The organism is Enterobacter sp. 18A13 (assembly GCF_007035975.1).
GTDB classification, from domain to species: domain Bacteria; phylum Pseudomonadota; class Gammaproteobacteria; order Enterobacterales; family Enterobacteriaceae; genus Enterobacter; species Enterobacter vonholyi.
The window spans coordinates 859603-884446 of the sequence record NZ_AP019634.1 but is presented as its reverse complement, the minus strand read 5'-3'; the positions used below and the strand labels follow the sequence as shown (position 1 = coordinate 884446).

Annotated in this window: 19 protein-coding genes, 3 tRNA genes and 3 rRNA genes; 9 read left to right on the top strand and 16 right to left on the bottom strand. The window is 54.1% G+C overall.

The genetic code is table 11. From position 1 onward, the window contains the following. The first annotated feature begins 56 nt into the window (after positions 1 to 56). On the top strand, positions 57 to 962 hold the full coding sequence (yafC, locus tag FOY93_RS04190; protein ID WP_045909864.1) for a DNA-binding transcriptional regulator YafC: 906 nt from the start codon (positions 57 to 59) through the stop codon (positions 960 to 962). A gap of 29 nt (positions 963 to 991) precedes the next feature. Here the strand turns inward: yafC and dkgB are convergent, their stop codons facing one another. From dkgB to gmhB, 8 genes are all read right to left on the bottom strand, one after another. After that, positions 992 to 1795 carry a 2,5-didehydrogluconate reductase DkgB gene (gene dkgB, locus FOY93_RS04185; protein WP_115874283.1) on the bottom strand — a complete coding sequence of 268 codons (804 nt, stop codon included), beginning with the start codon at positions 1793 to 1795 and terminating at the stop codon, positions 992 to 994. 160 nt (positions 1796 to 1955) lie between these two features. After that, positions 1956 to 2032, bottom strand: a tRNA-Asp gene (locus FOY93_RS04180). 56 nt (positions 2033 to 2088) lie between these two features. Beyond that, positions 2089 to 2204 (bottom strand): 5S ribosomal RNA (gene rrf / locus FOY93_RS04175). A gap of 72 nt (positions 2205 to 2276) precedes the next feature. Beyond that, positions 2277 to 5181 (bottom strand): 23S ribosomal RNA (locus FOY93_RS04170). Between the two features lie 171 nt (positions 5182 to 5352). Further along, a tRNA-Ala gene (locus tag FOY93_RS04165) sits at positions 5353 to 5428 on the bottom strand. A 107-nt stretch (positions 5429 to 5535) separates the two neighbouring features. Further along, positions 5536 to 5612: transfer RNA gene (locus FOY93_RS04160), tRNA-Ile, on the bottom strand. 69 nt (positions 5613 to 5681) lie between these two features. Continuing rightward, positions 5682 to 7223, bottom strand: a 16S ribosomal RNA gene (locus tag FOY93_RS04155). Together the 16S, 23S and 5S rRNA genes with 3 tRNA genes alongside form the textbook arrangement of a ribosomal RNA operon. 368 nt (positions 7224 to 7591) lie before the next feature. Continuing rightward, positions 7592 to 8158: a D-glycero-beta-D-manno-heptose 1,7-bisphosphate 7-phosphatase gene (gene gmhB, locus FOY93_RS04150; protein ID WP_143344664.1), complete on the bottom strand. Its 567-nt coding sequence runs from the start codon at positions 8156 to 8158 to the stop codon at positions 7592 to 7594. A 188-nt stretch (positions 8159 to 8346) separates the two neighbouring features. On the opposite strand from gmhB, the gene metN reads away from it, so the two are divergent. The 6 genes from metN to proS all read left to right on the top strand — a co-directional run bounded on the left by metN (position 8347) and on the right by proS (position 13926). After that, entirely contained in the window at positions 8347 to 9378 is a 1032-nt protein-coding gene (gene metN, locus FOY93_RS04145) for a methionine ABC transporter ATP-binding protein MetN (protein WP_023310475.1), read from the top strand. Continuing rightward, positions 9371 to 10024 (top strand): methionine ABC transporter permease MetI, encoded by a 654-nt coding sequence (locus FOY93_RS04140; RefSeq protein ID WP_133293824.1) that lies wholly within the window; start codon positions 9371 to 9373, stop codon positions 10022 to 10024. The genes metN and FOY93_RS04140 overlap by 8 nt, the downstream gene beginning before the upstream one ends. A 40-nt stretch (positions 10025 to 10064) precedes the next feature. Further along, positions 10065 to 10880: a methionine ABC transporter substrate-binding lipoprotein MetQ gene (gene metQ, locus FOY93_RS04135; protein WP_014168729.1), complete on the top strand. Its 816-nt coding sequence runs from the start codon at positions 10065 to 10067 to the stop codon at positions 10878 to 10880. 106 nt (positions 10881 to 10986) lie between these two features. Beyond that, positions 10987 to 11391: an Rcs stress response system protein RcsF gene (rcsF, locus tag FOY93_RS04130; RefSeq protein WP_008501883.1), complete on the top strand. Its 405-nt coding sequence runs from the start codon at positions 10987 to 10989 to the stop codon at positions 11389 to 11391. Then, positions 11388 to 12095 carry a tRNA (N6-threonylcarbamoyladenosine(37)-N6)-methyltransferase TrmO gene (gene tsaA, locus FOY93_RS04125; RefSeq protein WP_115876395.1) on the top strand — a complete coding sequence of 236 codons (708 nt, stop codon included), beginning with the start codon at positions 11388 to 11390 and terminating at the stop codon, positions 12093 to 12095. The genes rcsF and tsaA overlap by 4 nt, the downstream gene beginning before the upstream one ends. Positions 12096 to 12207: 112 nt before the next feature. Next, positions 12208 to 13926, top strand: coding sequence for a proline--tRNA ligase (gene proS, locus FOY93_RS04120; RefSeq protein WP_090418973.1), 1719 nt, complete (start codon positions 12208 to 12210; stop codon positions 13924 to 13926). A 48-nt stretch (positions 13927 to 13974) separates the two neighbouring features. Here proS and nlpE read toward each other — a convergent pair whose 3' ends face one another. From nlpE to FOY93_RS04105, 3 genes are read right to left on the bottom strand one after another with little or no spacing between them, the layout of a single operon-like run. After that, positions 13975 to 14673 carry an envelope stress response activation lipoprotein NlpE gene (gene nlpE / locus FOY93_RS04115; protein WP_136195591.1) on the bottom strand — a complete coding sequence of 233 codons (699 nt, stop codon included), beginning with the start codon at positions 14671 to 14673 and terminating at the stop codon, positions 13975 to 13977. Positions 14674 to 14707: 34 nt separating this feature from the next. After that, positions 14708 to 15130: an alternative ribosome rescue aminoacyl-tRNA hydrolase ArfB gene (gene arfB, locus FOY93_RS04110; RefSeq protein ID WP_032649720.1), complete on the bottom strand. Its 423-nt coding sequence runs from the start codon at positions 15128 to 15130 to the stop codon at positions 14708 to 14710. Continuing rightward, the gene (locus FOY93_RS04105) at positions 15127 to 15672 is read right to left on the bottom strand and encodes a YaeQ family protein (RefSeq protein WP_023310470.1); all 546 of its coding nucleotides are present in this window, start codon (positions 15670 to 15672) and stop codon (positions 15127 to 15129) included. The genes arfB and FOY93_RS04105 overlap by 4 nt, the downstream gene beginning before the upstream one ends. Before the next feature lie 196 nt (positions 15673 to 15868). Between FOY93_RS04105 and FOY93_RS04100 the strand changes: the two genes are divergently transcribed. After that, positions 15869 to 16069, top strand: a complete 201-nt coding sequence (locus tag FOY93_RS04100) for a YaeP family protein (RefSeq protein ID WP_133293822.1) — start codon at positions 15869 to 15871, stop codon at positions 16067 to 16069. Beyond that, positions 16056 to 16316, top strand: a complete 261-nt coding sequence (rof, locus tag FOY93_RS04095) for a Rho-binding antiterminator (RefSeq protein ID WP_133293821.1) — start codon at positions 16056 to 16058, stop codon at positions 16314 to 16316. The genes FOY93_RS04100 and rof overlap by 14 nt, the downstream gene beginning before the upstream one ends. Positions 16317 to 16344: 28 nt before the next feature. On the opposite strand, the gene tilS is transcribed toward rof, so the two are convergent. From tilS to dnaE, 5 genes are all read right to left on the bottom strand, one after another. Next, complete coding sequence (tilS, locus tag FOY93_RS04090; RefSeq protein ID WP_143344663.1) at positions 16345 to 17634, bottom strand: tRNA lysidine(34) synthetase TilS; 1290 nt, start codon at positions 17632 to 17634, stop codon at positions 16345 to 16347. Between the two features lie 58 nt (positions 17635 to 17692). Continuing rightward, complete coding sequence (locus FOY93_RS04085; protein ID WP_133293819.1) at positions 17693 to 18082, bottom strand: VOC family protein; 390 nt, start codon at positions 18080 to 18082, stop codon at positions 17693 to 17695. 65 nt (positions 18083 to 18147) lie between these two features. Next, positions 18148 to 20280, bottom strand: coding sequence for a lysine decarboxylase LdcC (locus FOY93_RS04080; RefSeq protein WP_126303547.1), 2133 nt, complete (start codon positions 20278 to 20280; stop codon positions 18148 to 18150). A 100-nt stretch (positions 20281 to 20380) separates the two neighbouring features. Continuing rightward, positions 20381 to 21340, bottom strand: coding sequence for an acetyl-CoA carboxylase carboxyl transferase subunit alpha (gene accA / locus FOY93_RS04075; protein WP_023310466.1), 960 nt, complete (start codon positions 21338 to 21340; stop codon positions 20381 to 20383). Positions 21341 to 21352: 12 nt separating this feature from the next. After that, positions 21353 to 24835, bottom strand: coding sequence for a DNA polymerase III subunit alpha (gene dnaE / locus FOY93_RS04070; RefSeq protein WP_133293817.1), 3483 nt, complete (start codon positions 24833 to 24835; stop codon positions 21353 to 21355). Positions 24836 to 24844 lie beyond the last annotated feature (9 nt).

Genomic DNA, 24844 nt, shown 5'->3' with positions numbered 1-24844 from the left:
TGCTTAAATAACAAAAATGGTCAAAATCTCAATAGAATTTTGCAGGTGGTGCAACAATGAAAGCTACATCGGAAGAGCTGACAATCTTTGTCGCCGTCGTTGAAAGCGGCAGCTTTAGCCGCGCGGCCGAACAGCTGGGACAGGCTAACTCAGCCATCAGCCGTTCGGTAAAAAAACTGGAGATGAAGCTTGGAGTGAGTCTGCTCAACCGAACGACGCGACAGCTGAGCCTGACGGAAGAAGGAGAGCGTTATTTTCGCCGCGTGCAGTCGGTACTGCAGGAGATGGCCGCAGCGGAGACCGAGATAATGGAGACCCGCAGCACGCCGCGCGGATTACTGCGCATTGATGCAGCCACGCCGGTTGTGCTTCACTTTCTGATGCCGCTGATTAAACCTTTCCGCGAACGCTATCCGGAGATGACGCTTTCTCTCGTCTCCTCAGAGACGTTTATTAACCTCATCGAGCGTAAAGTGGATGTGGCTATTCGGGCGGGAACGCTGACCGATTCAAGCTTGCGTGCCCGCCCTCTGTTTGCCAGCTACCGTAAAATTATCGCGTCGCCACAGTATATTGCTGAACATGGTAAACCGGAGACGGTTGAAGAACTGAAGCAGCATCTGTGCCTGGGCTTTACGGAGCCGGTATCGCTGAACACCTGGCCTGTCGCCTGTCATGATGGTCAACTTCATGAAATTACGAGCGGATTGTCATCTAACAGCGGGGAAACACTAAAGCAGCTGTGCCTTGAAGGCAATGGTATCGCCTGCTTGTCAGACTATATGATTGATAAGGAGATTGCCCGGGGTGAGCTGGTGGAATTGATGGCCGATAAACGCTTGCCGGTCGAAATGCCTTTTAGCGCGGTGTATTACAGTGACAGAGCGGTTAGTACGCGCATTCGTGCCTTTATTGATTTTCTGAGTGAACATATAAAAACAGCTCCCGGAGGAGCTGTGTGAGGGTTCAGGTTACAGAGGGCGGGTCAAACTTAATCCCAGTCAGGAGCTAAACCTTCCGGGCTGACCAGACGATCGTTGCACTCCAGCGCGGCAATCGCTTTTTTATCGTCAGCATCCAGATGAAGATCCGTTGCTAACAGGTTGCTGGCCAGGTTTTCACGCTTAGTTGATGATGGGATCACGGCATAACCTTCACCCATTGCCCATGCCAGAATGACCTGCGCGGCAGTCGCGCTATGTTTCTCAGCGATACGCGTAATCACTTCATCTTTCAGCGCCTTACCATAGGCCAGCGTCATGTATGAGGTGATGTGGATCCCGTGCTGTTTTGCCCAGTCCACGACTTTACGATTTTGCAGGTACGGAGACAGCTCAATCTGGTTGGTCGCAATATTTTCTGCGCCAACAGCAGCAATAGCTTTTTCCATCAGCGGGATCGTGAAGTTGGAGATCCCAATTTCGCGGGTTAATCCCTGCTTTTTCGCTTCCAGCAATGCCTGCATGAATTCTTCCACGGAGACGGCATCGTTCGGTGATGGCCAGTGGATCAGCGTCAAATCTACATAGTCAGTACGCAGTTTTTTCAGGCTTTCTTTCAGGCTTGGGATCAGCTTGTCTTTGCTGAGATTCTCAATCCAGATTTTCGTGGTGATGAACAGCTCATTACGCGGTACACCACTCTCTTCGAGAGCTTGTCCTACGGCAGCTTCGTTTTCATAGATCTGCGCCGTATCAACCGCGCGATAGCCCAGTTCGAGTGCGGTTTTAACTGATGCAATAACAACGTCGTCTTTAAGGCGGAAAGTGCCCAGACCAAATGCAGGGAGAGTCATACTATTCCTCAATCGTTATGTTCGTAAACTGAGGACGATTATCGCTGGCGTTGTTATAGAGAAAAAGATCGCAAAACGCAGAGGATTTTTGCTGATTTCGCAATAATTAAGCGTCAGATAAGAAAAAAGCCCTGAGCGTTAGCTCAGGGCTTTTAATAAGTGGCGGAACGGACGGGACTCGAACCCGCGACCCCCTGCGTGACAGGCAGGTATTCTAACCGACTGAACTACCGCTCCACCGAAGACTGCTTGTAACCACCGGATTAATGCACCGGCTTACTACTTAATTTGATGCCTGGCAGTTCCCTACTCTCACATGGGGAGACCCCACACTACCATCGGCGCTACGGCGTTTCACTTCTGAGTTCGGCATGGGGTCAGGTGGGACCACCGCGCTAAAGCCGCCAGGCAAATTCTGTTAATCTGTATCAGGCTGAAATTTGATTGTTCTGTCTCTTCGCCAAAACATCTTCGGCGTTGTAAGGTTAAGCCTCACGGTTCATTAGTATCGGTTAGCTCAACGCATCGCTGCGCTTACACACCCGACCTATCAACGTCATCGTCTTTAACGTTCCTTCAGGACTCTCAGGGAGTCAGGGAGAACTCATCTCGGGGCAAGTTTCGTGCTTAGATGCTTTCAGCACTTATCTTTTCCGCATTTAGCTACCGGGCAGTGCCATTGGCATGACAACCCGAACACCAGTGATGCGTCCACTCCGGTCCTCTCGTACTAGGAGCAGCCCCCCTCAATTCTCCAGCGCCCACGGCAGATAGGGACCGAACTGTCTCACGACGTTCTAAACCCAGCTCGCGTACCACTTTAAATGGCGAACAGCCATACCCTTGGGACCTACTTCAGCCCCAGGATGTGATGAGCCGACATCGAGGTGCCAAACACCGCCGTCGATATGAACTCTTGGGCGGTATCAGCCTGTTATCCCCGGAGTACCTTTTATCCGTTGAGCGATGGCCCTTCCATTCAGAACCACCGGATCACTATGACCTGCTTTCGCACCTGCTCGAGCCGTCACTCTCGCAGTCAAGCTAGCTTATGCCATTGCACTAACCTCCTGATGTCCGACCAGGATTAGCTAACCTTCGTGCTCCTCCGTTACTCTTTGGGAGGAGACCGCCCCAGTCAAACTACCCACCAGACACTGTCCGCAACCCGGATTACGGGTCTACGTTAGAACACCAGCCATTAAAGGGTGGTATTTCAAGGACGGCTCCACGCAGACTGGCGTCCACGCTTCAAAGCCTCCCACCTATCCTACACATCAAGGACCAGTGTTCAGTGTCAAGCTATAGTAAAGGTTCACGGGGTCTTTCCGTCTTGCCGCGGGTACACTGCATCTTCACAGCGAGTTCAATTTCACTGAGTCTCGGGTGGAGACAGCCTGGCCATCATTACGCCATTCGTGCAGGTCGGAACTTACCCGACAAGGAATTTCGCTACCTTAGGACCGTTATAGTTACGGCCGCCGTTTACCGGGGCTTCGATCAAGAGCTTCGCGTTGCCGCTAACCCCATCAATTAACCTTCCGGCACCGGGCAGGCGTCACACCGTATACGTCCACTTTCGTGTTTGCACAGTGCTGTGTTTTTAATAAACAGTTGCAGCCAGCTGGTATCTTCGACTGATTTCAGCTCCACCCGCAGGGGCTTCACCTACATATCAGCGTGCCTTCTCCCGAAGTTACGGCACCATTTTGCCTAGTTCCTTCACCCGAGTTCTCTCAAGCGCCTTGGTATTCTCTACCTGACCACCTGTGTCGGTTTGGGGTACGATTTGATGTTACCTGATGCTTAGAGGCTTTTCCTGGAAGCAGGGCATTTGTTACTTCAGCACCGTAGTGCCTCGTCATCACACCTCAGCGTTAAAAGGTACCGGATTTACCTGGAACCTCCGCCTACATGCTTAAACCGGGACAACCGTCGCCCGGCTAACATAGCCTTCTCCGTCCCCCCTTCGCAGTAACACCAAGTACAGGAATATTAACCTGTTTCCCATCGACTACGCCTTTCGGCCTCGCCTTAGGGGTCGACTCACCCTGCCCCGATTAACGTTGGACAGGAACCCTTGGTCTTCCGGCGAGCGGGCTTTTCACCCGCTTTATCGTTACTTATGTCAGCATTCGCACTTCTGATACCTCCAGCAACCCTCACAGGCCACCTTCAACGGCTTACAGAACGCTCCCCTACCCAACAACGCATAAGCGTCGCTGCCGCAGCTTCGGTGCATGGTTTAGCCCCGTTACATCTTCCGCGCAGGCCGACTCGACCAGTGAGCTATTACGCTTTCTTTAAATGATGGCTGCTTCTAAGCCAACATCCTGGCTGTCTGTGCCTTCCCACATCGTTTCCCACTTAACCATGACTTTGGGACCTTAGCTGGCGGTCTGGGTTGTTTCCCTCTTCACGACGGACGTTAGCACCCGCCGTGTGTCTCCCGTGATAACATTCTTTGGTATTCGTAGTTTGCATCGGGTTGGTAAGCCGGGATGGCCCCCTAGCCGAAACAGTGCTCTACCCCCGAAGATGAGTTCACGAGGCGCTACCTAAATAGCTTTCGGGGAGAACCAGCTATCTCCCGGTTTGATTGGCCTTTCACCCCCAGCCACAAGTCATCCGCTAATTTTTCAACATTAGTCGGTTCGGTCCTCCAGTTAGTGTTACCCAACCTTCAACCTGCCCATGGCTAGATCACCGGGTTTCGGGTCTATACCCTGCAACTTAACGCCCAGTTAAGACTCGGTTTCCCTTCGGCTCCCCTATACGGTTAACCTTGCTACAGAATATAAGTCGCTGACCCATTATACAAAAGGTACGCAGTCACACCACGAAGGTGCTCCCACTGCTTGTACGTACACGGTTTCAGGTTCTTTTTCACTCCCCTCGCCGGGGTTCTTTTCGCCTTTCCCTCACGGTACTGGTTCACTATCGGTCAGTCAGGAGTATTTAGCCTTGGAGGATGGTCCCCCCATATTCAGACAGGATACCACGTGTCCCGCCCTACTCTTCGAGTTCACAACCTGTGTGCTTTCGTGTACGGGACTGTCACCCTGTACCGTGCGACTTTCCAGACGCTTCCACTAACACACAAGCTGATTCAGACTCTGGGCTGCTCCCCGTTCGCTCGCCGCTACTGGGGGAATCTCGGTTGATTTCTTTTCCTCGGGGTACTTAGATGTTTCAGTTCCCCCGGTTCGCCTCGTTAACCTATGTATTCAGTTAACGATAGTGTGACGAATCACACTGGGTTTCCCCATTCGGACATCGCCGGGTCAAAGGTTCATATCACCTCGCCGGCGCTTTTCGCAGATTAGCACGTCCTTCATCGCCTCTGACTGCCAGGGCATCCACCGTGTACGCTTAGTCGCTTAACCTCACAACCCGAAGATGTTTCACTTCATGATTGCGAAAATTTGAGAGACTCGAACACACCTTAAAGATGTGTCGTTTCAATTTTCAGCTTGATCCAGATTTTTAAAGAGCAAAACTTCGCAGTGCACCTTTTCAGGTTCACTCTGAAGTTTTCTTGTGTTTGCAGTAAAAGATGGTGGAGCTATGCGGGATCGAACCGCAGACCTCCTGCGTGCAAAGCAGGCGCTCTCCCAGCTGAGCTATAGCCCCATCGTTTTGCAATCTCTGTACCGGTAATTTTTCCTGAGACAAGGCGTGGTAACGCGAAGCATACATCAGTATGTGAGCGTTGCCGCAACGCAGTATCAGGGAAAATTTGGTAGGCCTGAGTGGACTTGAACCACCGACCTCACCCTTATCAGGGGTGCGCTCTAACCACCTGAGCTACAAGCCTGCAGAGATTTTTACTGCTGTTTTTCATCAGACAATCTGTGTGAGCACTACAAAGGCAGGTTCTTTAAGGTAAGGAGGTGATCCAACCGCAGGTTCCCCTACGGTTACCTTGTTACGACTTCACCCCAGTCATGAATCACAAAGTGGTAAGCGCCCTCCCGAAGGTTAAGCTACCTACTTCTTTTGCAACCCACTCCCATGGTGTGACGGGCGGTGTGTACAAGGCCCGGGAACGTATTCACCGTAGCATTCTGATCTACGATTACTAGCGATTCCGACTTCATGGAGTCGAGTTGCAGACTCCAATCCGGACTACGACGCACTTTATGAGGTCCGCTTGCTCTCGCGAGGTCGCTTCTCTTTGTATGCGCCATTGTAGCACGTGTGTAGCCCTACTCGTAAGGGCCATGATGACTTGACGTCATCCCCACCTTCCTCCAGTTTATCACTGGCAGTCTCCTTTGAGTTCCCGGCCTAACCGCTGGCAACAAAGGATAAGGGTTGCGCTCGTTGCGGGACTTAACCCAACATTTCACAACACGAGCTGACGACAGCCATGCAGCACCTGTCTCAGAGTTCCCGAAGGCACCAATCCATCTCTGGAAAGTTCTCTGGATGTCAAGAGTAGGTAAGGTTCTTCGCGTTGCATCGAATTAAACCACATGCTCCACCGCTTGTGCGGGCCCCCGTCAATTCATTTGAGTTTTAACCTTGCGGCCGTACTCCCCAGGCGGTCGACTTAACGCGTTAGCTCCGGAAGCCACGCCTCAAGGGCACAACCTCCAAGTCGACATCGTTTACGGCGTGGACTACCAGGGTATCTAATCCTGTTTGCTCCCCACGCTTTCGCACCTGAGCGTCAGTCTTTGTCCAGGGGGCCGCCTTCGCCACCGGTATTCCTCCAGATCTCTACGCATTTCACCGCTACACCTGGAATTCTACCCCCCTCTACAAGACTCTAGCCTGCCAGTTTCGAATGCAGTTCCCAGGTTGAGCCCGGGGATTTCACATCCGACTTGACAGACCGCCTGCGTGCGCTTTACGCCCAGTAATTCCGATTAACGCTTGCACCCTCCGTATTACCGCGGCTGCTGGCACGGAGTTAGCCGGTGCTTCTTCTGCGGGTAACGTCAATCGCTGAGGTTATTAACCTCAACGCCTTCCTCCCCGCTGAAAGTACTTTACAACCCGAAGGCCTTCTTCATACACGCGGCATGGCTGCATCAGGCTTGCGCCCATTGTGCAATATTCCCCACTGCTGCCTCCCGTAGGAGTCTGGACCGTGTCTCAGTTCCAGTGTGGCTGGTCATCCTCTCAGACCAGCTAGGGATCGTCGCCTAGGTGAGCCGTTACCCCACCTACTAGCTAATCCCATCTGGGCACATCTGATGGCAAGAGGCCCGAAGGTCCCCCTCTTTGGTCTTGCGACGTTATGCGGTATTAGCTACCGTTTCCAGTAGTTATCCCCCTCCATCAGGCAGTTTCCCAGACATTACTCACCCGTCCGCCGCTCGCCGGCAAAGTAGCAAGCTACTTTCCGCTGCCGCTCGACTTGCATGTGTTAGGCCTGCCGCCAGCGTTCAATCTGAGCCATGATCAAACTCTTCAATTTAAGTTTGATGCTCGTGAATTAAACTTCGTAATGAATTACGTATGTTCACTCAGAGACTTGGTATTCATTTTTCGTCTTGCGACGTTAAGAATCCATGTCACTTTGAGTGCCCACACAGATTGTCTGATAAATTGTTAAAGAGCAGTGCAACGCGGCTTTCGCTCACCGTTGCGAGGTGGCGTATATTACGCTTTCCTCTTTCAGAGTCAACCCGTTATTTCAGGATTTTTTCTCTTCAACCGACCGGGCTGTTTGTGAAGTGATTCACATCCGCCGTGTCGATGGAGGCGCATTATAGGGGGCCGCCGAGGAATGACAAGCGGAAAAATGCATTTTTATTTCAACCGCTCATATTTTCACCAGAAAGGCTATTTTTGGTGCTTTTTAATCTCTTTTGGCAGATCGGCCAGACTATTAATTACCCAATCCGCAGCATTCTCAGCTTCTGGCGTCACTGGCTTGCCGGTGCGTACTAATATTTTGGTCCCTACACCCGCTGCTGTGGCTGCCTGCATATCTTCCAGTTTATCGCCCACCATATAAGAAGCCGCCATATCAATGTGCAGGAACTCCTGCGCAGAGATGAACATTCCCGGATGCGGCTTACGGCAATCACAGGTCTGACGATATTCTTCTACGGTTCCCTGTGGGTGATGCGGACAATAGTAGATGCCATCGAGATCCACACCGCGGTCGGCCAGCGACCAGTCCATCCATTCCGTCAGCGTTTCGAACTGCGCTTCGGTGAATTTACCGCGTGCAATACCGGACTGGTTCGTCACGACCACCAGCGCATACCCCATCTCTTTCAGCTGGCGCATGGCATCTATTACGCCCTCGATAAACTCGAACTCATCAATCTCATGGACATAACCGTGATCCACATTAATAGTGCCGTCACGATCGAGGAAAATTGCGGGTACTGATTTTGCCACCGGTTTGCTCCTGAAAAAGGCATGTTCGACTAGTATCTCATGAATCGCAGCGCAATAAAGTGCTCATCGTACATAGTTGGATTGATTTAGACGTCTGGATGCCTTAACATCCGTTTTGTTTACGGTCATCACCCGTATCTGGCAGAAGAAAATGCCACGGCTAACTTACATACGATAAAAATAATCTAATGATTAAACTTTCCAATATCACCAAAGTGTTCCAGCAGGGGAACCGAACCATTCAGGCTCTGAACAATGTCAGCCTGCATGTTCCTGCTGGTCAAATTTATGGCGTCATTGGCGCATCGGGTGCAGGTAAAAGCACGCTGATCCGTTGTGTTAACCTGCTTGAGCGTCCAACCCAGGGCAGCGTAGAAGTTGGCGGCCAGGAACTCACCGCCCTTTCAGAGAAAGAACTCACCAAAGCGCGTCGTCAGATTGGCATGATTTTCCAGCACTTTAACCTGCTGGCTTCCCGCACCGTGTTCGGCAACGTTGCCTTACCCCTTGAGCTGGATAACACGCCAAAAGAAGAAGTGAAGCGTCGCGTCACCGAGCTGCTCGACCTCGTGGGTCTGGGCGATAAACATGATAGCTACCCGGCAAATCTGTCCGGCGGGCAAAAACAACGTGTGGCCATCGCCCGCGCGCTGGCCAGCAATCCTAAGGTACTGCTGTGCGATGAGGCCACCAGCGCACTGGATCCCGCAACCACGCGTTCTATTCTGGAACTGCTGAAAGACATTAATCGTCGTCTGGGCCTGACGATCCTCCTTATTACGCACGAGATGGATGTGGTGAAACGCATCTGCGACTGCGTGGCGGTCATTAGCAACGGTGAACTGATCGAGCAGGACACGGTAAGTGAAGTGTTCTCGCATCCGAAAACCCCGCTGGCGCAGCAGTTCATCCAGTCCACCCTGCATCTGGATATCCCGGAAGACTATCTGGAGCGCTTGAAGACCGAACCCGCTGCTGACAGCGTCCCGATGCTGCGCATGGAGTTCACCGGTCAGTCCGTTGATGCTCCCCTGCTTTCCGAAACCGCACGTCGCTTTAACGTGAACAACAACATCATCAGCGCGCAGATGGATTACGCCGGTGGCGTGAAGTTCGGCATCATGCTGACAGAAATGCACGGCACACAAGAAGAAACCCAGGCAGCTATTGCCTGGCTGCAAGAACATCACGTAAAAGTAGAGGTACTGGGTTATGTCTGAGCCGATGATGTGGCTGCTGGTTCGCGGCGTTTGGGAAACGCTGGCAATGACCTTTGTCTCTGGCTTCTTTGGTTTTGTGATTGGCCTGCCGGTCGGCGTGTTGCTGTACGTGACGCGTCCGGGTCAAATCATTGAGAACGCGAAGCTGTACCGTACGCTCTCTGCGCTGGTGAACATCTTCCGTTCTATCCCGTTCATTATTTTACTGGTATGGATGATTCCGTTTACCCGCGTGATCGTCGGAACGTCTATCGGTCTGCAGGCGGCGATCGTTCCGCTGACCGTTGGCGCTGCGCCGTTTATCGCCCGTATGGTGGAGAACGCCTTGCTGGAGATCCCAACCGGTTTGATCGAAGCTTCCCGTGCGATGGGTGCCACGCCGGTGCAGATCGTCCGCAAGGTTCTGTTGCCTGAGGCGCTGCCAGGGCTGGTGAATGCGGCAACTATTACGCTTATCACCCTGGTCGGTTATTCCGCGATGGGCGGTGCCGTTGGTGCCGGCGGTTTAGGTCAGATTGGTTACCAGTACGGCTATATTGGATATAACGCTACCGTGATGAATACCGTTCTGGTATTGCTGGTTGTTCTGGTTTACTTAATCCAGTTCTCTGGCGATCGCATCGTCCGGGCTGTTACGCACAAATAACGTTACACACAACACAAACTCTACGAGTTAAGGATAAAACATGGCGTTTAAATTAAAGACCTTCGCAGCAGTAGGCGCGCTGATCGGCTCTCTGGCACTGGTGGGTTGCGGTCAGGACGAAAAGGATCCAAACCACATTAAAGTGGGCGTTATCGTGGGTGCAGAACAGCAGGTTGCAGAAGTTGCTCAGAAAGTAGCAAAAGAGAAGTATGGCCTGGACGTAGAGCTGGTCACCTTCAACGATTACGTTCTGCCGAACGAAGCGCTGAGCAAAGGCGATATCGACGCGAATGCCTTCCAGCATAAGCCATACCTGGATCAGCAGATTAAAGATCGCGGCTATAAACTGGTGGGTGTCGGTAACACCTTCGTTTATCCGATTGCCGGTTACTCTAAGAAAATTAAATCACTGGACGAACTGCAGCCAGGATCTCAGGTTGCCGTACCTAACGACCCGACTAACCTTGGTCGTTCCCTGCTGCTGCTGCAGAAGGTGGGCCTGATCAAACTGAAAGACGGTGTTGGCCTACTGCCAACCGTTCTGGACGTCACCGAGAACCCGAAAAATCTGAAAATCGTTGAACTGGAAGCACCGCAGCTGCCACGTTCTCTGGACGATGCACAGATTGCTCTGGCCGTTATCAACACCACGTACGCCAGCCAGATTGGCCTGACGCCAGCCAAAGACGGTATCTTCGTTGAAGATAAAGACTCCCCGTACGTTAACCTGATCGTGACTCGCGAAGACAACAAGGACGCGGAAAACGTGAAGAAATTCGTTCAGGCCTATCAGTCAGATGAAGTTTACCAGGAAGCCAACAAAGTGTTTAACGGCGGCGCTGTTAAAGGCTGGTAATCTCACCTCAGTGTAATATCATCAGGACGGGCTTATGCCCGTCTTGTCATTTGTGCAGTCAACTGATTCAATATCTGACGTTTTGATTATCCATTGAGGAAATATTATGCGTGCTTTACCGATCTGTCTTTTAGCACTCATGCTGAGCGGCTGTTCTATGCTAAGCAGATCTCCCGTTGAACCTGTTCAAAGCACGGCAACCCCGCCAAAGACCGAGCCTGCGAAACCGAAAGTGGTTCGCCCTGCGCCGGTTCGTATTATCACGAAAGCGGACGAACTCGTCGGTAAACCGTTCCGTGAACTGGGCGAAGTGAGCGGCGAATCCTGTCAGGCGACCAATCAGGACTCACCACCAAATATTCCGACAGCGCGTAAACGCATGCAGATTAATGCCGCAAAAATGAAAGCTAACGCGGTTCTGCTGCACAGCTGTGAAGTCACCAGCGGCACGCCGGGCTGCTACCGTCAGGCGGTTTGCATCGGCTCTGCGCTGAACATCACGGCGAAATGAGTGCATTTCAGTTCGAGCAGATAGGCGTTATCCACTCTCCTTATAAAGAGAAGTTCGCCGTCCCTCGCCAGCCCGGTCTGGTCACCAGCGGAAGCGGTGAGCTTCACCTGATTGCGCCTTACAATCAGGCCGATGCGGTACGCGGGCTCGAGGCTTTCAGCCATCTATGGGTGGTGTTCGTGTTTCACCAGACGATGGAAGGCGGCTGGCGACCTACCGTGCGTCCTCCTCGTCTTGGCGGTAATGCGAGAATGGGCGTGTTTGCAACGCGCTCGACCTTCCGTCCAAACCCGGTTGGCATGTCGCTGGTTGAACTGAAAGGCATACGCTGCCAGAAAGATCGGGTGATACTGGAGTTAGGTAGCCTGGACCTGGTCGACGGCACGCCGGTTATCGACATCAAGCCCTATTTGCCCTTCGCCGAAGCGCTCCCGAACGCGCGTGCAAGTTATGCTCAGGACGCACCACAGGCGGACATGCCGGTGTATTTTACGCCTGAGATAACCGCACAGCTCGGTCAGCTGGAGAAACGCTATCCTCGCTTACGGGATTTCATCACCGAAGTTCTGGCACAGGACCCGCGCCCGGCCTACCGTAAAGAAGAGGAAGCAGGAAAAACGTACGCCGTCTGGCTGATGGATTTTAACGTTCGCTGGCGCGTCACCGGGGCAGGTTTTGAAGTGTTTGCCCTTGAACCAAGGTAATTTTGTTCTCCTCTCTTTTGGCATCTTTACCACACTGGTAAACTAAACCACTTTTTTTGTGTCAGGCTGGTGTTTCAGCCTGTTCCAATCGTCGAAATGGAACCGTAACAACATGCGTACTAGCCAATATCTGCTCTCCACTCTGAAGGAGACGCCTGCCGACGCCGAAGTGATCAGCCATCAGCTGATGCTGCGCGCCGGGATGATCCGCAAGCTGGCCTCCGGGTTATATACCTGGCTGCCGACCGGCGTGCGCGTCCTGAAAAAAGTCGAAAACATCGTGCGTGAAGAGATGAACAACGCCGGTGCTATCGAGGTGTCCATGCCTGTGGTTCAGCCCGCTGACCTGTGGCAGGAGAGTGGACGTTGGGAACAATATGGTCCTGAACTGCTGCGCTTCGTCGATCGCGGCGAGCGTCCGTTCGTTCTCGGCCCAACGCATGAAGAAGTTATTACCGACCTGATTCGTAATGAGCTGAGCTCTTACAAACAGCTGCCGCTGAACTTCTTCCAGATCCAGACCAAGTTCCGTGACGAAGTTCGCCCGCGTTTCGGCGTCATGCGCTCTCGCGAATTCCTGATGAAAGATGCCTACTCTTTCCATACCTCTCAGGAATCACTGCAAGAGACTTACGACGCAATGTACGCGGCATACAGCAAAATCTTCTCCCGCATGGGTCTGGATTTCCGTGCTGTGCAGGCTGATACCGGCTCCATCGGCGGTAGCGCATCCCATGAGTTCCAGGTACTGGCGCAGAGCGGTGAAGACGATGTGATCTTCTCTGACTCTTCAGACTACGCGGCGAACATCGAATTTGCAGAAGCGCTGGCACCAAAAGAACCGCGTGCTGCGGCAACGCAAGAGATGACGCTGGTTGATACGCCAAACGCGAAAACCATCGCTGAGCTGGTTGAGCAGTTCAATCTGCCAGTTGAAAAAACAGTGAAAACGCTGCTGGTGAAATCCACCGAAGGCAGCGCTTACCCGCTGGTTGCCCTGCTGGTGCGTGGCGATCACGAGCTGAACGAAGTGAAAGCCGAGAAACTGCCGCAGGTCGCCAGCCCGCTGACGTTTGCCACGGAAGCGGAAATCCGCGCCGTGGTCAATGCGGGTCCAGGTTCACTGGGTCCAGTCAATCTGCCGGTGCCTGTTGTTATTGACCGCACTGTAGCCGCGATGAGCGACTTCTCCGCTGGTGCGAACATCGACGGTAAACACTACTTCGGCATCAACTGGGATCGCGACGTGGCGACGCCGGAAGTGGCTGACATCCGTAACGTGGTTGCAGGCGATCCAAGCCCGGATGGTCAGGGTACCCTGATGATTAAGCGCGGCATCGAGGTCGGCCACATCTTCCAGCTGGGCGATAAATACTCTCGCGCGCTGAACGCGGCTGTTCAGGGTGAAGATGGCCGTAACCAGATCCTGACCATGGGCTGCTACGGTATCGGGGTGACGCGCGTGGTGGCTGCGGCAATTGAGCAGAACTACGACGAGCGCGGCATCGTCTGGCCGGACAATATCGCGCCGTTCCAGGTCGCCATTCTGCCAATGAACATGCACAAGTCTTACCGCGTGCAGGAGCTGGCCGAGAAGCTGTATGCCGAGCTGCGCGCTCAGGGCATCGAAGTGCTGATGGATGACCGTAAAGAGCGTCCGGGCGTGATGTTCGCCGATATGGAACTGATCGGCATCCCACACACCGTCGTTATCGGCGACCGTAACCTTGACAGCGATGAGATTGAATACAAATACCGTCGCAGCGGCGAAAAACAGATGATCAAGACCGGCGACATCCTTGATTACCTGGTGAAAGCCATTAAAGGCTAAACAAAAAAACCCCGCTAAGGCGGGGTTTTTTAATGGTGCTACGTCAGCTTATTTACTGTTACAGTCTTTACCCGCAATAAATTTCGCGCCTTTATCCGCCACCAGCGTTTTCACCATCTCTCCGCTATCCGGGTTTGGTTCAAGCATAAAGTGACCGTCAACCGTCAGCAATACCGGCTTGCTGTCATTACCGCGTGCCACGGCGTAATCACGTTCAAGCTGCGCATTGTTTGCCACGCTAACCTTCCTGCCGGTTGCGCAGTCGGTAAAGATCGCCGCATCCGCCATATAGAAGTACATCCCCCGCATTGCCATAGGCGTGGCAGGCAGAGCCGCTTTTACCGGCGCAAGCGTGTAGTTGAACTGGGATTCAATCGGGTTGCCTTCGCGGTCAAGCATCTCCATTCCCTCGCCTTTGGCGCGGAAAAAAGTTTTCTCACCGGAAGTATCCGTCAGAACCAGCTTCTCAGCCGTACGCGCCCATGTTCCGTAAGTTGCAAATGACGAGGGTTCTTTAGCGCCCTGATAGCGCTGGTTCATTACCCAGGTGCCGTCTTTTTGCAGGAACAGAGACGTTTCAATGCCTTCGCAGTCTGCGCAAGGCAATACGCCGCGCCAGCTCTGCTGCATTGGTTTTAACTCTTCCGTTTGCGTGGGTTGTAACATCTGCGTTTCGGAGCGGTTGTTACACCCGAAAAGCGCAAACAGCGTGCTCACTGCCATCGCTGACCATAATGCTTTTTTCACAATGAATTCCTTATGAAAATTGTGTTCCCTTTCGTCACTCTGTTGGGCGACGAACTTTACCGCGTAGTGCTTTCACTGTGGATTTTTGGGCCTTCGAGGACAGCCGACGCTCTTTCGATGCGCGGGTTGGCCGCGTTGCCCGGCGGCTTTTTTGTACTGCCGTTAATTCTTTGATGACCGCCACCAGCCTGGCTATCGCCGCTTCCCGGTTGAGCTCCTGGCTGCGGTACTCCTGGGCTTTGATCACAATCACACCATCGCTGGTGATCAGGTGATGGCTGGCAGCAAGCAGGCTTTCTTTATAATACTCTGGCAGGCTCGAGGCCCGAATGTCAAAACGCAAATGGATAGCCGTCGACGCCTTGTTGACGTGCTGCCCACCGGCCCCCTGAGCACGGATGGCGGTAATCTCCAGCTCGTTGTCAGGAATGCTGACGTTACGGGACAAGACGATCATGACGCGGGCTGCCACGCCGTCAAATGAATTTCCAGATTATTCTGAGAATCAGAGAGCCAGATGGCGCCATCCTGAATCGTCGCCTGCAACACCATGGTCCGGCTGGCAAACTCGCTCAGCTGAGCCAGCTGCTCATCATCCAGATACCAAACCGTGAGATTTTTAAACTGTCCGCACTTGCTCTTGTTTTGCTGCCACCAAATCTCCGCAGCACGCTGATTATACGCGAATAAGGCCACTTCAGCGGACTGGGTGCAGGCCTTCTTAATTCTGCGCTCGTCAGGCAGGCCGAGTTCGATCCACAAGTCGATACCCAGATGATCGTTGCGCAGCCAGGCTTCAGGCTCGTCTTCTGCGCTTAACCCACGGGTAAACTGCAGACGCTCGTCGGCGTACTTAATCCACGCCAGCAGGCGCAGCATCATGCGCTCCTGGGTTTCGGAGGGATGGCGTGCCAGCGTAAGCGACGCGTCGAGGAACTGGTTGCGATCAAGATCGGCCACATTGACCACTGCTTTATAAATTGTCGCTTTCAGCGCCATGAGAGAACTCCATTCGAATCAGGCGCTCATTGTAGCGAAAACCGCGGCAAAAGGCTGTTATGGGGTGATAAATACACCGCTATCAAGGCGCTGATATTGCTTAAATGAGTATGGTATAGTCACCTTGCTAAACCGAGTTTATCTTCGTAGGCTTAATGATATCTCACAGTAAGTCAGTGCGCTGGCGGGAGGGGATGTGAATAATTATTGTGAGTTAATTCGCAAACGGTATGCGGAAATCGCCAGCGGAGATCTGGGGTATGTCCCGGACGCGTTGGGCTGTGTAATGAAAGTGCTTAATGAAGTGGCCTCTGATGAGAGCCTTTCAGAGTCGGTCAGGGAAAAAGCAGCGTATGCTGCGGCGAATTTACTGGTGAGCGATTATGTCGATGAATGATACTTATCAACCTATCAATTGTGATGACTATGACAACCTCGAACTCGCCTGCCAGCATCATTTATTACTGACGCTGGAGCTAAAAGATGGCGAAGTATTGAAGGCAAAAGCCAGCGATCTGGTTTCACGCAAGAATGTGGAATACCTGATAGTGGAAGATGCCGGTGCGACGCGTGAGCTGCGTCTGGACAGAATAGCCAGCTTCAGCCACCCGCAAATCGGCACCGTCGTGGTGAGCGAATCCTGATGACACTAACGGGCAGCCTGGCTGCCCGTTACGCTTTCTGCCACTCAAAACGGACACCCTCTTCTGTCCAACCCTCTTCCGTAATGAAAACCCCTGCCGCAGCAATCAACGTTTCACCATAGAACAGCAGCGGCGTGGTGTCGCGCTGCCACGGCGGCACGTTGCACTCCTGCCAGATTTTCTTCAGCTTGCGTCCCCCGTTGCGCCCAACGATATGCAGCATGCCGCTAGCCTTAAAGCGCACGGTGACCGGTTCACCGGGCTTCGGCAGCCGCACATGACCAGACGACAGGAGAGAAACGCGTCCTGCCTCACCGGGCAATACCAGCGGTGCGTCAGGAGAAAGCCAGTCGAGCACTACATCAGTCAGCGAGGGCATGGACTTTATCCACCAGAGTTCCCCTTTATAGCGTCTAACGTCAAAACCATTCAGGTGGACGCACGGGGAAGCATCATCCCGCGCCATGGCAACTTCGTCCCAGATACGGCTCAGCATCGCCCGCGACGGCATCGCAGCGTGATGAGAGGCAAGCCAGCGGCGTAACAGCGCGGCGCGACGTACCGGGCTCATCGCTTGCATCGGGGCGATCGCCAGCCCTCCGTCGGCAGAAATCAGCCCAGCCAGCTCGCCGCTCAACAGCTCGTCCAGCAACGACTCCTGTTCGGCGCACAGCATGGCGCTTCTTGCCGTCGCGTCGGCGAAATGCGGCCAGCGCTCGCTTAAAAGCGGAAGGACGCGCAGACGAAGGAAGTTACGGTCATAGCCGTCATCCTGGTTGCTCTCATCTTCGATCCAGCTCAGCTGATGTTCTCGCGCCCAGGCTTCAAGCGAGGCGCGCGTCTCGCCAAGCAGCGGACGCAGTAACGTTGTGCCGGCAAATTCAGAACGCGTCGGCATGGCAGAAAGCCCCGCCGGCCCGCTGCCCCGCTTAAGCGCCAGCAGAAAGGTTTCACACTGATCGTCCAGGTGCTGGGCAGTGACCAGCGCTTCTCCGGTACGTAATGCCCCGGCAAACGCGGCATAGCGGGCTTTACGTGCCTGCGCCTCGATGCCCAGCCCTTCCTCCGCAAGCATGACGCGTTCAACGATGAGCGGGATCGCCCAGGCCGCACACAAGGCTTCGCAGTGCGCCACCCACTCCTCTGCGTGAGGACTTAATCCGTGATGAATATGCATCGCCCGGAGCTGGACGTCAGGTTCCCGATCGCGCCAGCGCTTAAGGCGATGGAGCAGAACGGTGGAATCCAGGCCACCGCTAAACCCCACCAGCAGCTGGCGGTACGGTGAAACGGCTTGTGCGATAGCGGGTAAGGTCATAGGGAATTACACATAAAAAATGCCCGAGCTGAGCGGGCATTATCACACAGGACGAACATTACTGCTGATAAAGCTCCAGCGGCAGGCCGTCCGGGTCGTTGAAAAAGGTAAAGCGCTTGTCGGTGAACGGATCGACGCGAATCGCTTCGCACGGCACGCCGTGTGCTTCCAGATGCTTAACTGCGCTATCCAGGTCATCGACGCTGAAGGCGAGATGGCGCAGGCCGCAGGCTTCCGGGCGGGACGGACGAGCAGGAGGAAAAGGAAAAGAGAACAGTTCAATCACATACTGCCCGTTTAACGCCAGGTCCCCTTTCCAGGAGTCGCGCTCCTCGCGGTAGGCCTCACTCATAAGCGTGAAGCCAAGGATGTCGCAGTAGAAGGCCTTACTTTTCGCGTAATCGGTCGCAATGATCGCAATATGATGAACAGCTTTTAAACCCAGCATAGCTTCTCCTTTTTATGATCCCTGAACGTTACAACCGAAAACCCGCACCATGCAAGCGGTCACCCTTATTTTAGGACTCGCACCCAGTAAACGCCGTTTTCGTCGCGCTTCGCACCGTGGATATCCGTCTCAAAACCGGGATAGTGACGCCCTACCGAACAGAGCATCAGCAGGAAATCGAGCACGGCCCGACTCTCTTCGGTAATCATCTCTCCCGGCATCAGGAGCGGTACGCCCGGCGGGTAGGGCAGGATCATGTTCGCCGATACGCGCCCGACCAGGTTTTCCAGCTCAACGGTTTCGACCTCCCCTTTCACCTGGCGCTGCCATGCCTTGTGCGGGGTAAACTTCATCTCCGGTAAGACATCGAACGCCTGAAGCATCAGACGCGGCAGATCGTGCTGACGGATCAGCCTGTGGATCCCCTGGGCCAGATCCTGAATGCGCATATTACGGTAGAAGTCAGGATCCTCCGCGTAGAGATCCGGCAGCATGTTCTTCACCCGCAGGTTGAGATCGTAGGCTCGCTTAAACTCCATCAGCCCGCGCAGCAATCCCATCGCCCGGGTTTTGTCGATCCCGATGCTGAACAGGAACAGCAGGTTATAGGGACCGGTTTTCTCCACCACCACGCCACGTTCATCAAGGAATTTCGCGACCAGCGCGGCCGGAATACCTTCATCGCTCATCCTGCCCTGCTCGTCCATGCCAGGCGTCAGGATCGTCACTTTTACCGGGTCGAGGAACATATGGTCGCTATCGGCATCCCGGAAGCCATGCCAGTCTTCGCCGGGCGAGACGGGCCAGCATTCTGCCTCATCAATCTCTTCCGGCTGCCAGATATCAAAGAACCAGCCGTCGGCTTCATCTTTCAGCCGCTGCACCTCTTTACGGAAATGCAGCGCGCGCTCCACCGAACGGTTGATGAGGCGTTTACCCGGGTTGCCGCGCAGCATCGCTGCGGCCGTTTCTATGGAGGCTACCAGCGGATAGCTCGGTGAGGTGGTGGTATGCATCATAAAGGCTTCGTTGAACGTGTCTTCGTCGTACTCGCCTTTGATGTGAATAAGCGAAGCCTGGGAAAACGCCGCGAGCATTTTATGGGTCGACTGCGTTTCGAAGAACACTTTACCCGGCACGCGTTCACCGCTCATGCCGCTTTTGCCGGCGTAAATCGGATGGAAATTAGTGTATGGCACCCATGCGGAATCGAAGTGGATCGACGGCACGTCCAGCGTCTGTTTGATCCAGTTCGTGTTGTACAGCAGACCGTCGTAGGTGGAGTTGGTGATCACCGCATGGACAGGCCAGCTTGCGCCAGGAATTGCCGCAACCTTACGTTCAATTGCGTCATGGGTGAACTCCCGGCGCGGAATACCGCCAAGAATACCGAGCGCGTTACGCGTGGGCGACAGCCAGAGCGGTACGACGTCGCTCATCATCAGCAGATGTGCCAGCGATTTATGGCAGTTACGGTCAATCAGCAGGGTGCTGCCAGCAGGCGCAGCGTACATCCCGACGATTTTGTTCGAGGTCGAAGTGCCGTTGGTCACCATATAGCTCTGTTCGGCGCCAAAGGTGCGGGCGATATACTCTTCGGCTTCCAGATGCGGGCCGGTGTGATCCAGCAGAGAGCCTAGTTCGGTGACTGAAATCGACACGTCCGCTTTCAGGGTGTTGCCACCGAAGAAATCATAGAACAGGCAGCCCACCGGGCTTTTTTGATAGGCTGTCCCTGCCATATGCCCTGGCGTACAGAAGGTATATTTGCCCTCCTTCACGTAGGTGAAGAGCGCGCGAGTAAACGGCGGAGTGATGTTATCGAGATATTCATTCGTGTATTGCTGAATTCGGGTCGCAATGTCTTCCGCCACGCCGAGTGAATATTCAAAGAACCACAGCGCCATACGCATATCATTGGCGCTGACGTCCATGGTTGAGTGGGTATTAATAAAGGCGTACAGCGGGAGATATTCGTTCAGCCTGTTGATATCGCTGCACAGTTCAAGATCATATTCGTCCCAGTCGAAGATCACGCCGCAGATACGCGGGTTATGCTCGATGAACTTCAGCAGATCGGCGCTGTTGTGCGGCCAGATTAGCTGATACCCGCGCGACTGCAGGGCTTGCTCCAGCTCCTTAATCGGCTCATCTTTATAAAAGACGCCGTGTGGCCCCATAACGGCAATGATATTCATGGGCTTCCTCCTTTAAAAACATTAGCTAAGCATAGCCCGGCTAAACCGCAGGTATAAAAAAAGCCGCAACAGTGTGCGGCTTTTCAGATAATTGTGAAGCTTACGCGTAACCGTAGGTCATCAGACGCTGGTAACGACGGTTGAGCAGATCGTCTTTGCTCAGCACGTCCAGGTCTGCCAGGTCAGCCAGCAGCTGCGCTTTCAGGGACGCTGCCATCACTTCCGGCTTACGATGTGCACCACCCAGTGGTTCCGGGATGATGGAGTCGATCAGCTTAAGCTCTTTCAGGCGTGGCGCAATGATGCCCATTGCTTCCGCAGCCAGCGGCGCTTTGTCGGCGCTTTTCCACAGAATGGATGCGCAGCCTTCCGGGGAAATAACGGAATAGGTGCTGTACTGCAGCATATTCACTTTATCGCCCACGCCGATCGCCAGCGCACCGCCGGAACCACCCTCACCGATAACGGTACAGATGACCGGCACCTTCAGACGAGACATCTCGCGCAGGTTGCGCGCGATAGCTTCAGACTGACCGCGCTCTTCCGCGCCCACGCCAGGGTATGCACCCGGGGTGTCGATGAAGGTGATGATTGGCATGTTGAAACGCTCAGCCATCTCCATCAGACGCAGGGCTTTACGGTAGCCTTCTGGTGCTGGCATACCGAAGTTACGACGGATTTTCTCTTTGGTTTCACGACCCTTCTGATGACCAATGATCATCACCGGGCGTCCGTCCAGACGCGCGATACCGCCAACGATAGCTTTATCGTCAGCGTATGCGCGATCGCCTGCCAGTTCGTCAAATTCGTCAAACGCCAGGCGGACATAATCCAGGGTGTACGGACGCTGTGGATGGCGGGCCAACTGGGCCACCTGCCATGCGCCGAGATCGGCAAAGATTTTGCGCGTCAGCTCTACGCTTTTCTCGCGCAGACGATGCACTTCTTCGTCGATGTTAATATCCAGTTTTTCATCCTGACGGCTTACCGCTGTCAGAGAATCGATTTTCGCTTCCAGCTCAGCAATCGGCTGTTCGAAATCAAGGAAATTCAGACTCATAGTATTCCTGTATTAGTCAAACTCCAGTTCCACCTGCTCCGAACCAATGAGGCCACGGAGATCGTTCAGTAAACGATCGCTCGGAGAGACACGCCACGTTGCACCAAAGCGCAACCGCGCACGTGCATCCGCCCTCTGATAGTAGAGATGTACTGGAATTGTCCCCGAGCGGTGGGGTTCCAGAGACTGACGGAGTCGGTTTAAAAGCTGGTCATCAATTTGCCTGTCCGTCAGCGAGATAGCAAGCCCGCGAGCATATTTTTCCCGGGCTTCGTCAATGTCCATCACTTCGCGGGCGGTCATTTTAAGCCCCCCACTGAAGTCATCAAAGCTGACCTGTCCGCTGACGATAAGTATGCGGTCTTTTTCCAGCAATTGCTGGTATTTATCCAACGCGTCGGTGAACAGCATCACCTCCAGACGCCCGGAACGGTCATCCAACGTACAGATGCCGATACGATTGCCGCGCTTGGTGACCATAACCCTTGCAGCAATCACGAGCCCCGCAGCCGTGGTGATTTTACCACGTTCTGTCGGATGCATGTCTTTAAGCCTGTGGCCGCCGACATAGCGCTCAATTTCTTTGATGTACTGGTTGATCGGGTGCCCCGTCAGGTACAAGCCTAACGTCTCACGCTCCCCATCCAGTACGACCTGTTCTGGCCACGGCTGGCAGTTGGAATAAGATTGCTCGATCTGCTCTGGCTCTTCCGCCAGCACCCCGAACATATCCGCCTGACCAATGGCTTCCGCTTTTGCATGCTGATCCGCCGCTTTCAGCGCGTCGCCGAGGGAATTCATCAGCGCGGCGCGATGCGGCCCGAGTCTGTCAAACGCGCCGGACATGATCAGTTTTTCCAGCACGCGACGGTTCAGTTTTTTGGTGTCGGTACGAGCGCAAAGATCGAACAGCTCGCGGAAATACCCGCCGTTGTTACGCGCTTCGATGATCGCCTCGATCGGACCTTCACCTACGCCTTTGATCGCGCCGATCCCGTAAACGATCTCTCCGTCATCGTTGACGTGGAAGTGGTAGAGCCCTGAGTTAATATCCGGCGGCAGGATCTTGAGTCCCATGCGCCAGCACTCGTCCACCAGGCCAACCACCTTCTCGGTGTTATCCATATCGGCCGTCATTACCGCCGCCATAAATTCAGCAGGATAGTGCGCCTTCAGCCACAGCGTTTGATACGACACCAAAGCATAGGCGGCGGAGTGAGATTTGTTAAATCCGTACCCGGCGAATTTCTCCACCAGGTCGAAGATTTTCATCGCCAGCTCGCCGTCAACGCCGTTTTTCTTCGCCCCGTCTTCAAAAATGGAACGCTGCTTGGCCATCTCTTCCGGCTTTTTCTTACCCATCGCACGACGCAGCATGTCCGCGCCGCCGAGCGTATAGCCGGAAAGCACCTGGGCAATCTGCATGACCTGTTCCTGATACAGGATGATGCCGTATGTTGGTTCCAGTACCGGCTTCAGGCTTTCGTGCTGCCACTGAACGTCCGGGTAAGAAATCTCTTCGCGACCGTGCTTACGGTCGATAAAGTTATCTACCATCCCTGATTGCAGTGGGCCCGGACGGAACAGGGCGACCAATGCGATCATATCTTCGAAGCAGTCAGGCTGCAGACGTTTAATCAGATCTTTCATGCCGCGGGATTCAAGCTGGAAGACGGCTGTCGTCTCCGAGCGCTGCAGCATGTCGAAACTTTTCTTGTCATCCAGCGGGATGGCGGCGATATCCAGCGGCGGCTCGCCGTTCTTCTCGCGGCGGGCGTTGATCATCTCCAGCGCCCAGTTAATGATGGTCAACGTGCGCAGGCCAAGGAAGTCGAACTTCACCAGCCCGGCGTATTCTACGTCGTTCTTGTCAAACTGGGTAACCGGGTGTTGGCCCGCTTCATCGCAGTAAAGCGGTGCAAAATCCGTAATTTTAGTCGGGGCGATAACCACGCCCCCCGCATGCTTACCGGCGTTACGCGTGACGCCTTCCAGCTTGCGCGCCATGTCGATCAGCGCTTTGACTTCTTCGTCCGCTTCGTAGATTTCCGGCAGCTGTGGTTCAGCCTCAAAGGCTTTCGCCAGCGTCATGCCCGGATCGGGCGGCACCAGCTTAGAAATGCGATCGACAAACCCGTAAGGATGGCCCAGCACGCGGCCCACGTCACGGATAACCGCTTTCGCCGCCATCGTACCAAACGTAATAATCTGCGATACCGCATCACGGCCGTACATATCGGCCACGTGCTCGATCACCTGGTCGCGTTTCTCCATGCAGAAGTCGACGTCGAAGTCGGGCATCGAGACACGTTCCGGATTAAGGAAACGTTCGAACAGCAGGTCGAACTCCAGCGGATCGAGGTCGGTAATTTTCAGCGCATACGCCACCAGCGAACCTGCACCGGAGCCACGCCCCGGCCCGACCGGCACGCCGTTATCTTTCGACCACTGGATAAACTCCATAACGATCAGGAAGTAGCCCGGGAAGCCCATCTGGTTGATCACCTGGAGTTCAATGTCCAGGCGTTCGTCATACTCAGGACGACGCTTTTTACGCTCTTCTTCATCCGGGAACAGGAATTCCAGACGCTCTTCCAGACCTTCTTTTGATTTCGCGACCAGGAAATCTTCCGTGGTCATGTCACCCGTCGGGAACTGCGGCAGGAAGTATTCGCCGAGGCGGACGGTAACGTTGCAACGCTTGGCGATCTCTACGCTGTTTTCCAGCGCTTCGGGAATATCGGAGAAGAGTTCACACATCTCCTCCTCACTGCGCATGTACTGTTGAGCGGAGTAATTACGCGGCCGCTTCGGATCGTCGAGCGTAAAGCCATCGTGGATCGCCACGCGAATTTCGTGCGCGTCAAAATCTCCCGGTTCGAGAAAGCGTACATCGTTTGTCGCGACGACGGGCAGACCGCGTTCTTCCGCAAGTGCGACCGCCGCATGAAGATAGCTCTCTTCGTCCTGGCGACCGGTGCGGATCAACTCCAGATAATAACGATCCGGGAAATACTCTTCGTAGAACGAGACGCATTGATCCACCAGCGCGCTATTGCCGCGCAGCAGTGATTTGCCGACGTCACCCATACGGCCACCGGAGATCAGCAGCAGCCCTTCGTTGAGCTCGGCCAGCCAGTCGCGGTCGATCCACGGGCCCAGCGCACCATATCCGCGCTGATAGGCTTTTGAGATAAGCAGCGTGAGGTTTTGATAACCCGTGTTGTTCATCGCCAGCACGGAGATTTGCGTCAGTTCATCCCCGATGAGGTCGCTCTGCACGTGGAAATCCGCGCCGACGATGGGCTTTATCCCCGCGCCGTGCGCTGTTCCGTAGAACTTCACCAGGCCACACAGGTTGGTAAAATCGGTGATCGCCAGCGCAGGCATGCCAAGGGAGGCCGCCTTTTTTACCAGCGGCCCGGTCTTCGCCAGCCCATCGATCATGGAGTAGTCGCTATGCACCCGCAGGTGTACGAAACGTGGTTCAGCCATCTTCAGATT

Bases quoted from the DNA above. Each gene is read 5' to 3' on its own strand.
- yafC (WP_045909864.1), top strand. From the start codon at position 57: ATGAAAGCTACATCGGAAGAGCTGACAATCTTTGTCGCCGTCGTTGAA.
- dkgB (WP_115874283.1), bottom strand. From the start codon at position 1,795: ATGACTCTCCCTGCATTTGGTCTGGGCACTTTCCGCCTTAAAGACGAC.
- metN (WP_023310475.1), top strand. From the start codon at position 8,347: ATGATTAAACTTTCCAATATCACCAAAGTGTTCCAGCAGGGGAACCGA.
- FOY93_RS04140 (WP_133293824.1), top strand. From the start codon at position 9,371: ATGTCTGAGCCGATGATGTGGCTGCTGGTTCGCGGCGTTTGGGAAACG.
- metQ (WP_014168729.1), top strand. From the start codon at position 10,065: ATGGCGTTTAAATTAAAGACCTTCGCAGCAGTAGGCGCGCTGATCGGC.
- rcsF (WP_008501883.1), top strand. From the start codon at position 10,987: ATGCGTGCTTTACCGATCTGTCTTTTAGCACTCATGCTGAGCGGCTGT.
- tsaA (WP_115876395.1), top strand. From the start codon at position 11,388: ATGAGTGCATTTCAGTTCGAGCAGATAGGCGTTATCCACTCTCCTTAT.
- proS (WP_090418973.1), top strand. From the start codon at position 12,208: ATGCGTACTAGCCAATATCTGCTCTCCACTCTGAAGGAGACGCCTGCC.
- arfB (WP_032649720.1), bottom strand. From the start codon at position 15,130: ATGATCGTCTTGTCCCGTAACGTCAGCATTCCTGACAACGAGCTGGAG.
- FOY93_RS04105 (WP_023310470.1), bottom strand. From the start codon at position 15,672: ATGGCGCTGAAAGCGACAATTTATAAAGCAGTGGTCAATGTGGCCGAT.
- rof (WP_133293821.1), top strand. From the start codon at position 16,056: ATGTCGATGAATGATACTTATCAACCTATCAATTGTGATGACTATGAC.
- tilS (WP_143344663.1), bottom strand. From the start codon at position 17,634: ATGACCTTACCCGCTATCGCACAAGCCGTTTCACCGTACCGCCAGCTG.
- FOY93_RS04085 (WP_133293819.1), bottom strand. From the start codon at position 18,082: ATGCTGGGTTTAAAAGCTGTTCATCATATTGCGATCATTGCGACCGAT.
- FOY93_RS04080 (WP_126303547.1), bottom strand. From the start codon at position 20,280: ATGAATATCATTGCCGTTATGGGGCCACACGGCGTCTTTTATAAAGAT.
- accA (WP_023310466.1), bottom strand. From the start codon at position 21,340: ATGAGTCTGAATTTCCTTGATTTCGAACAGCCGATTGCTGAGCTGGAA.
- dnaE (WP_133293817.1), bottom strand. From the start codon at position 24,835: ATGGCTGAACCACGTTTCGTACACCTGCGGGTGCATAGCGACTACTCC.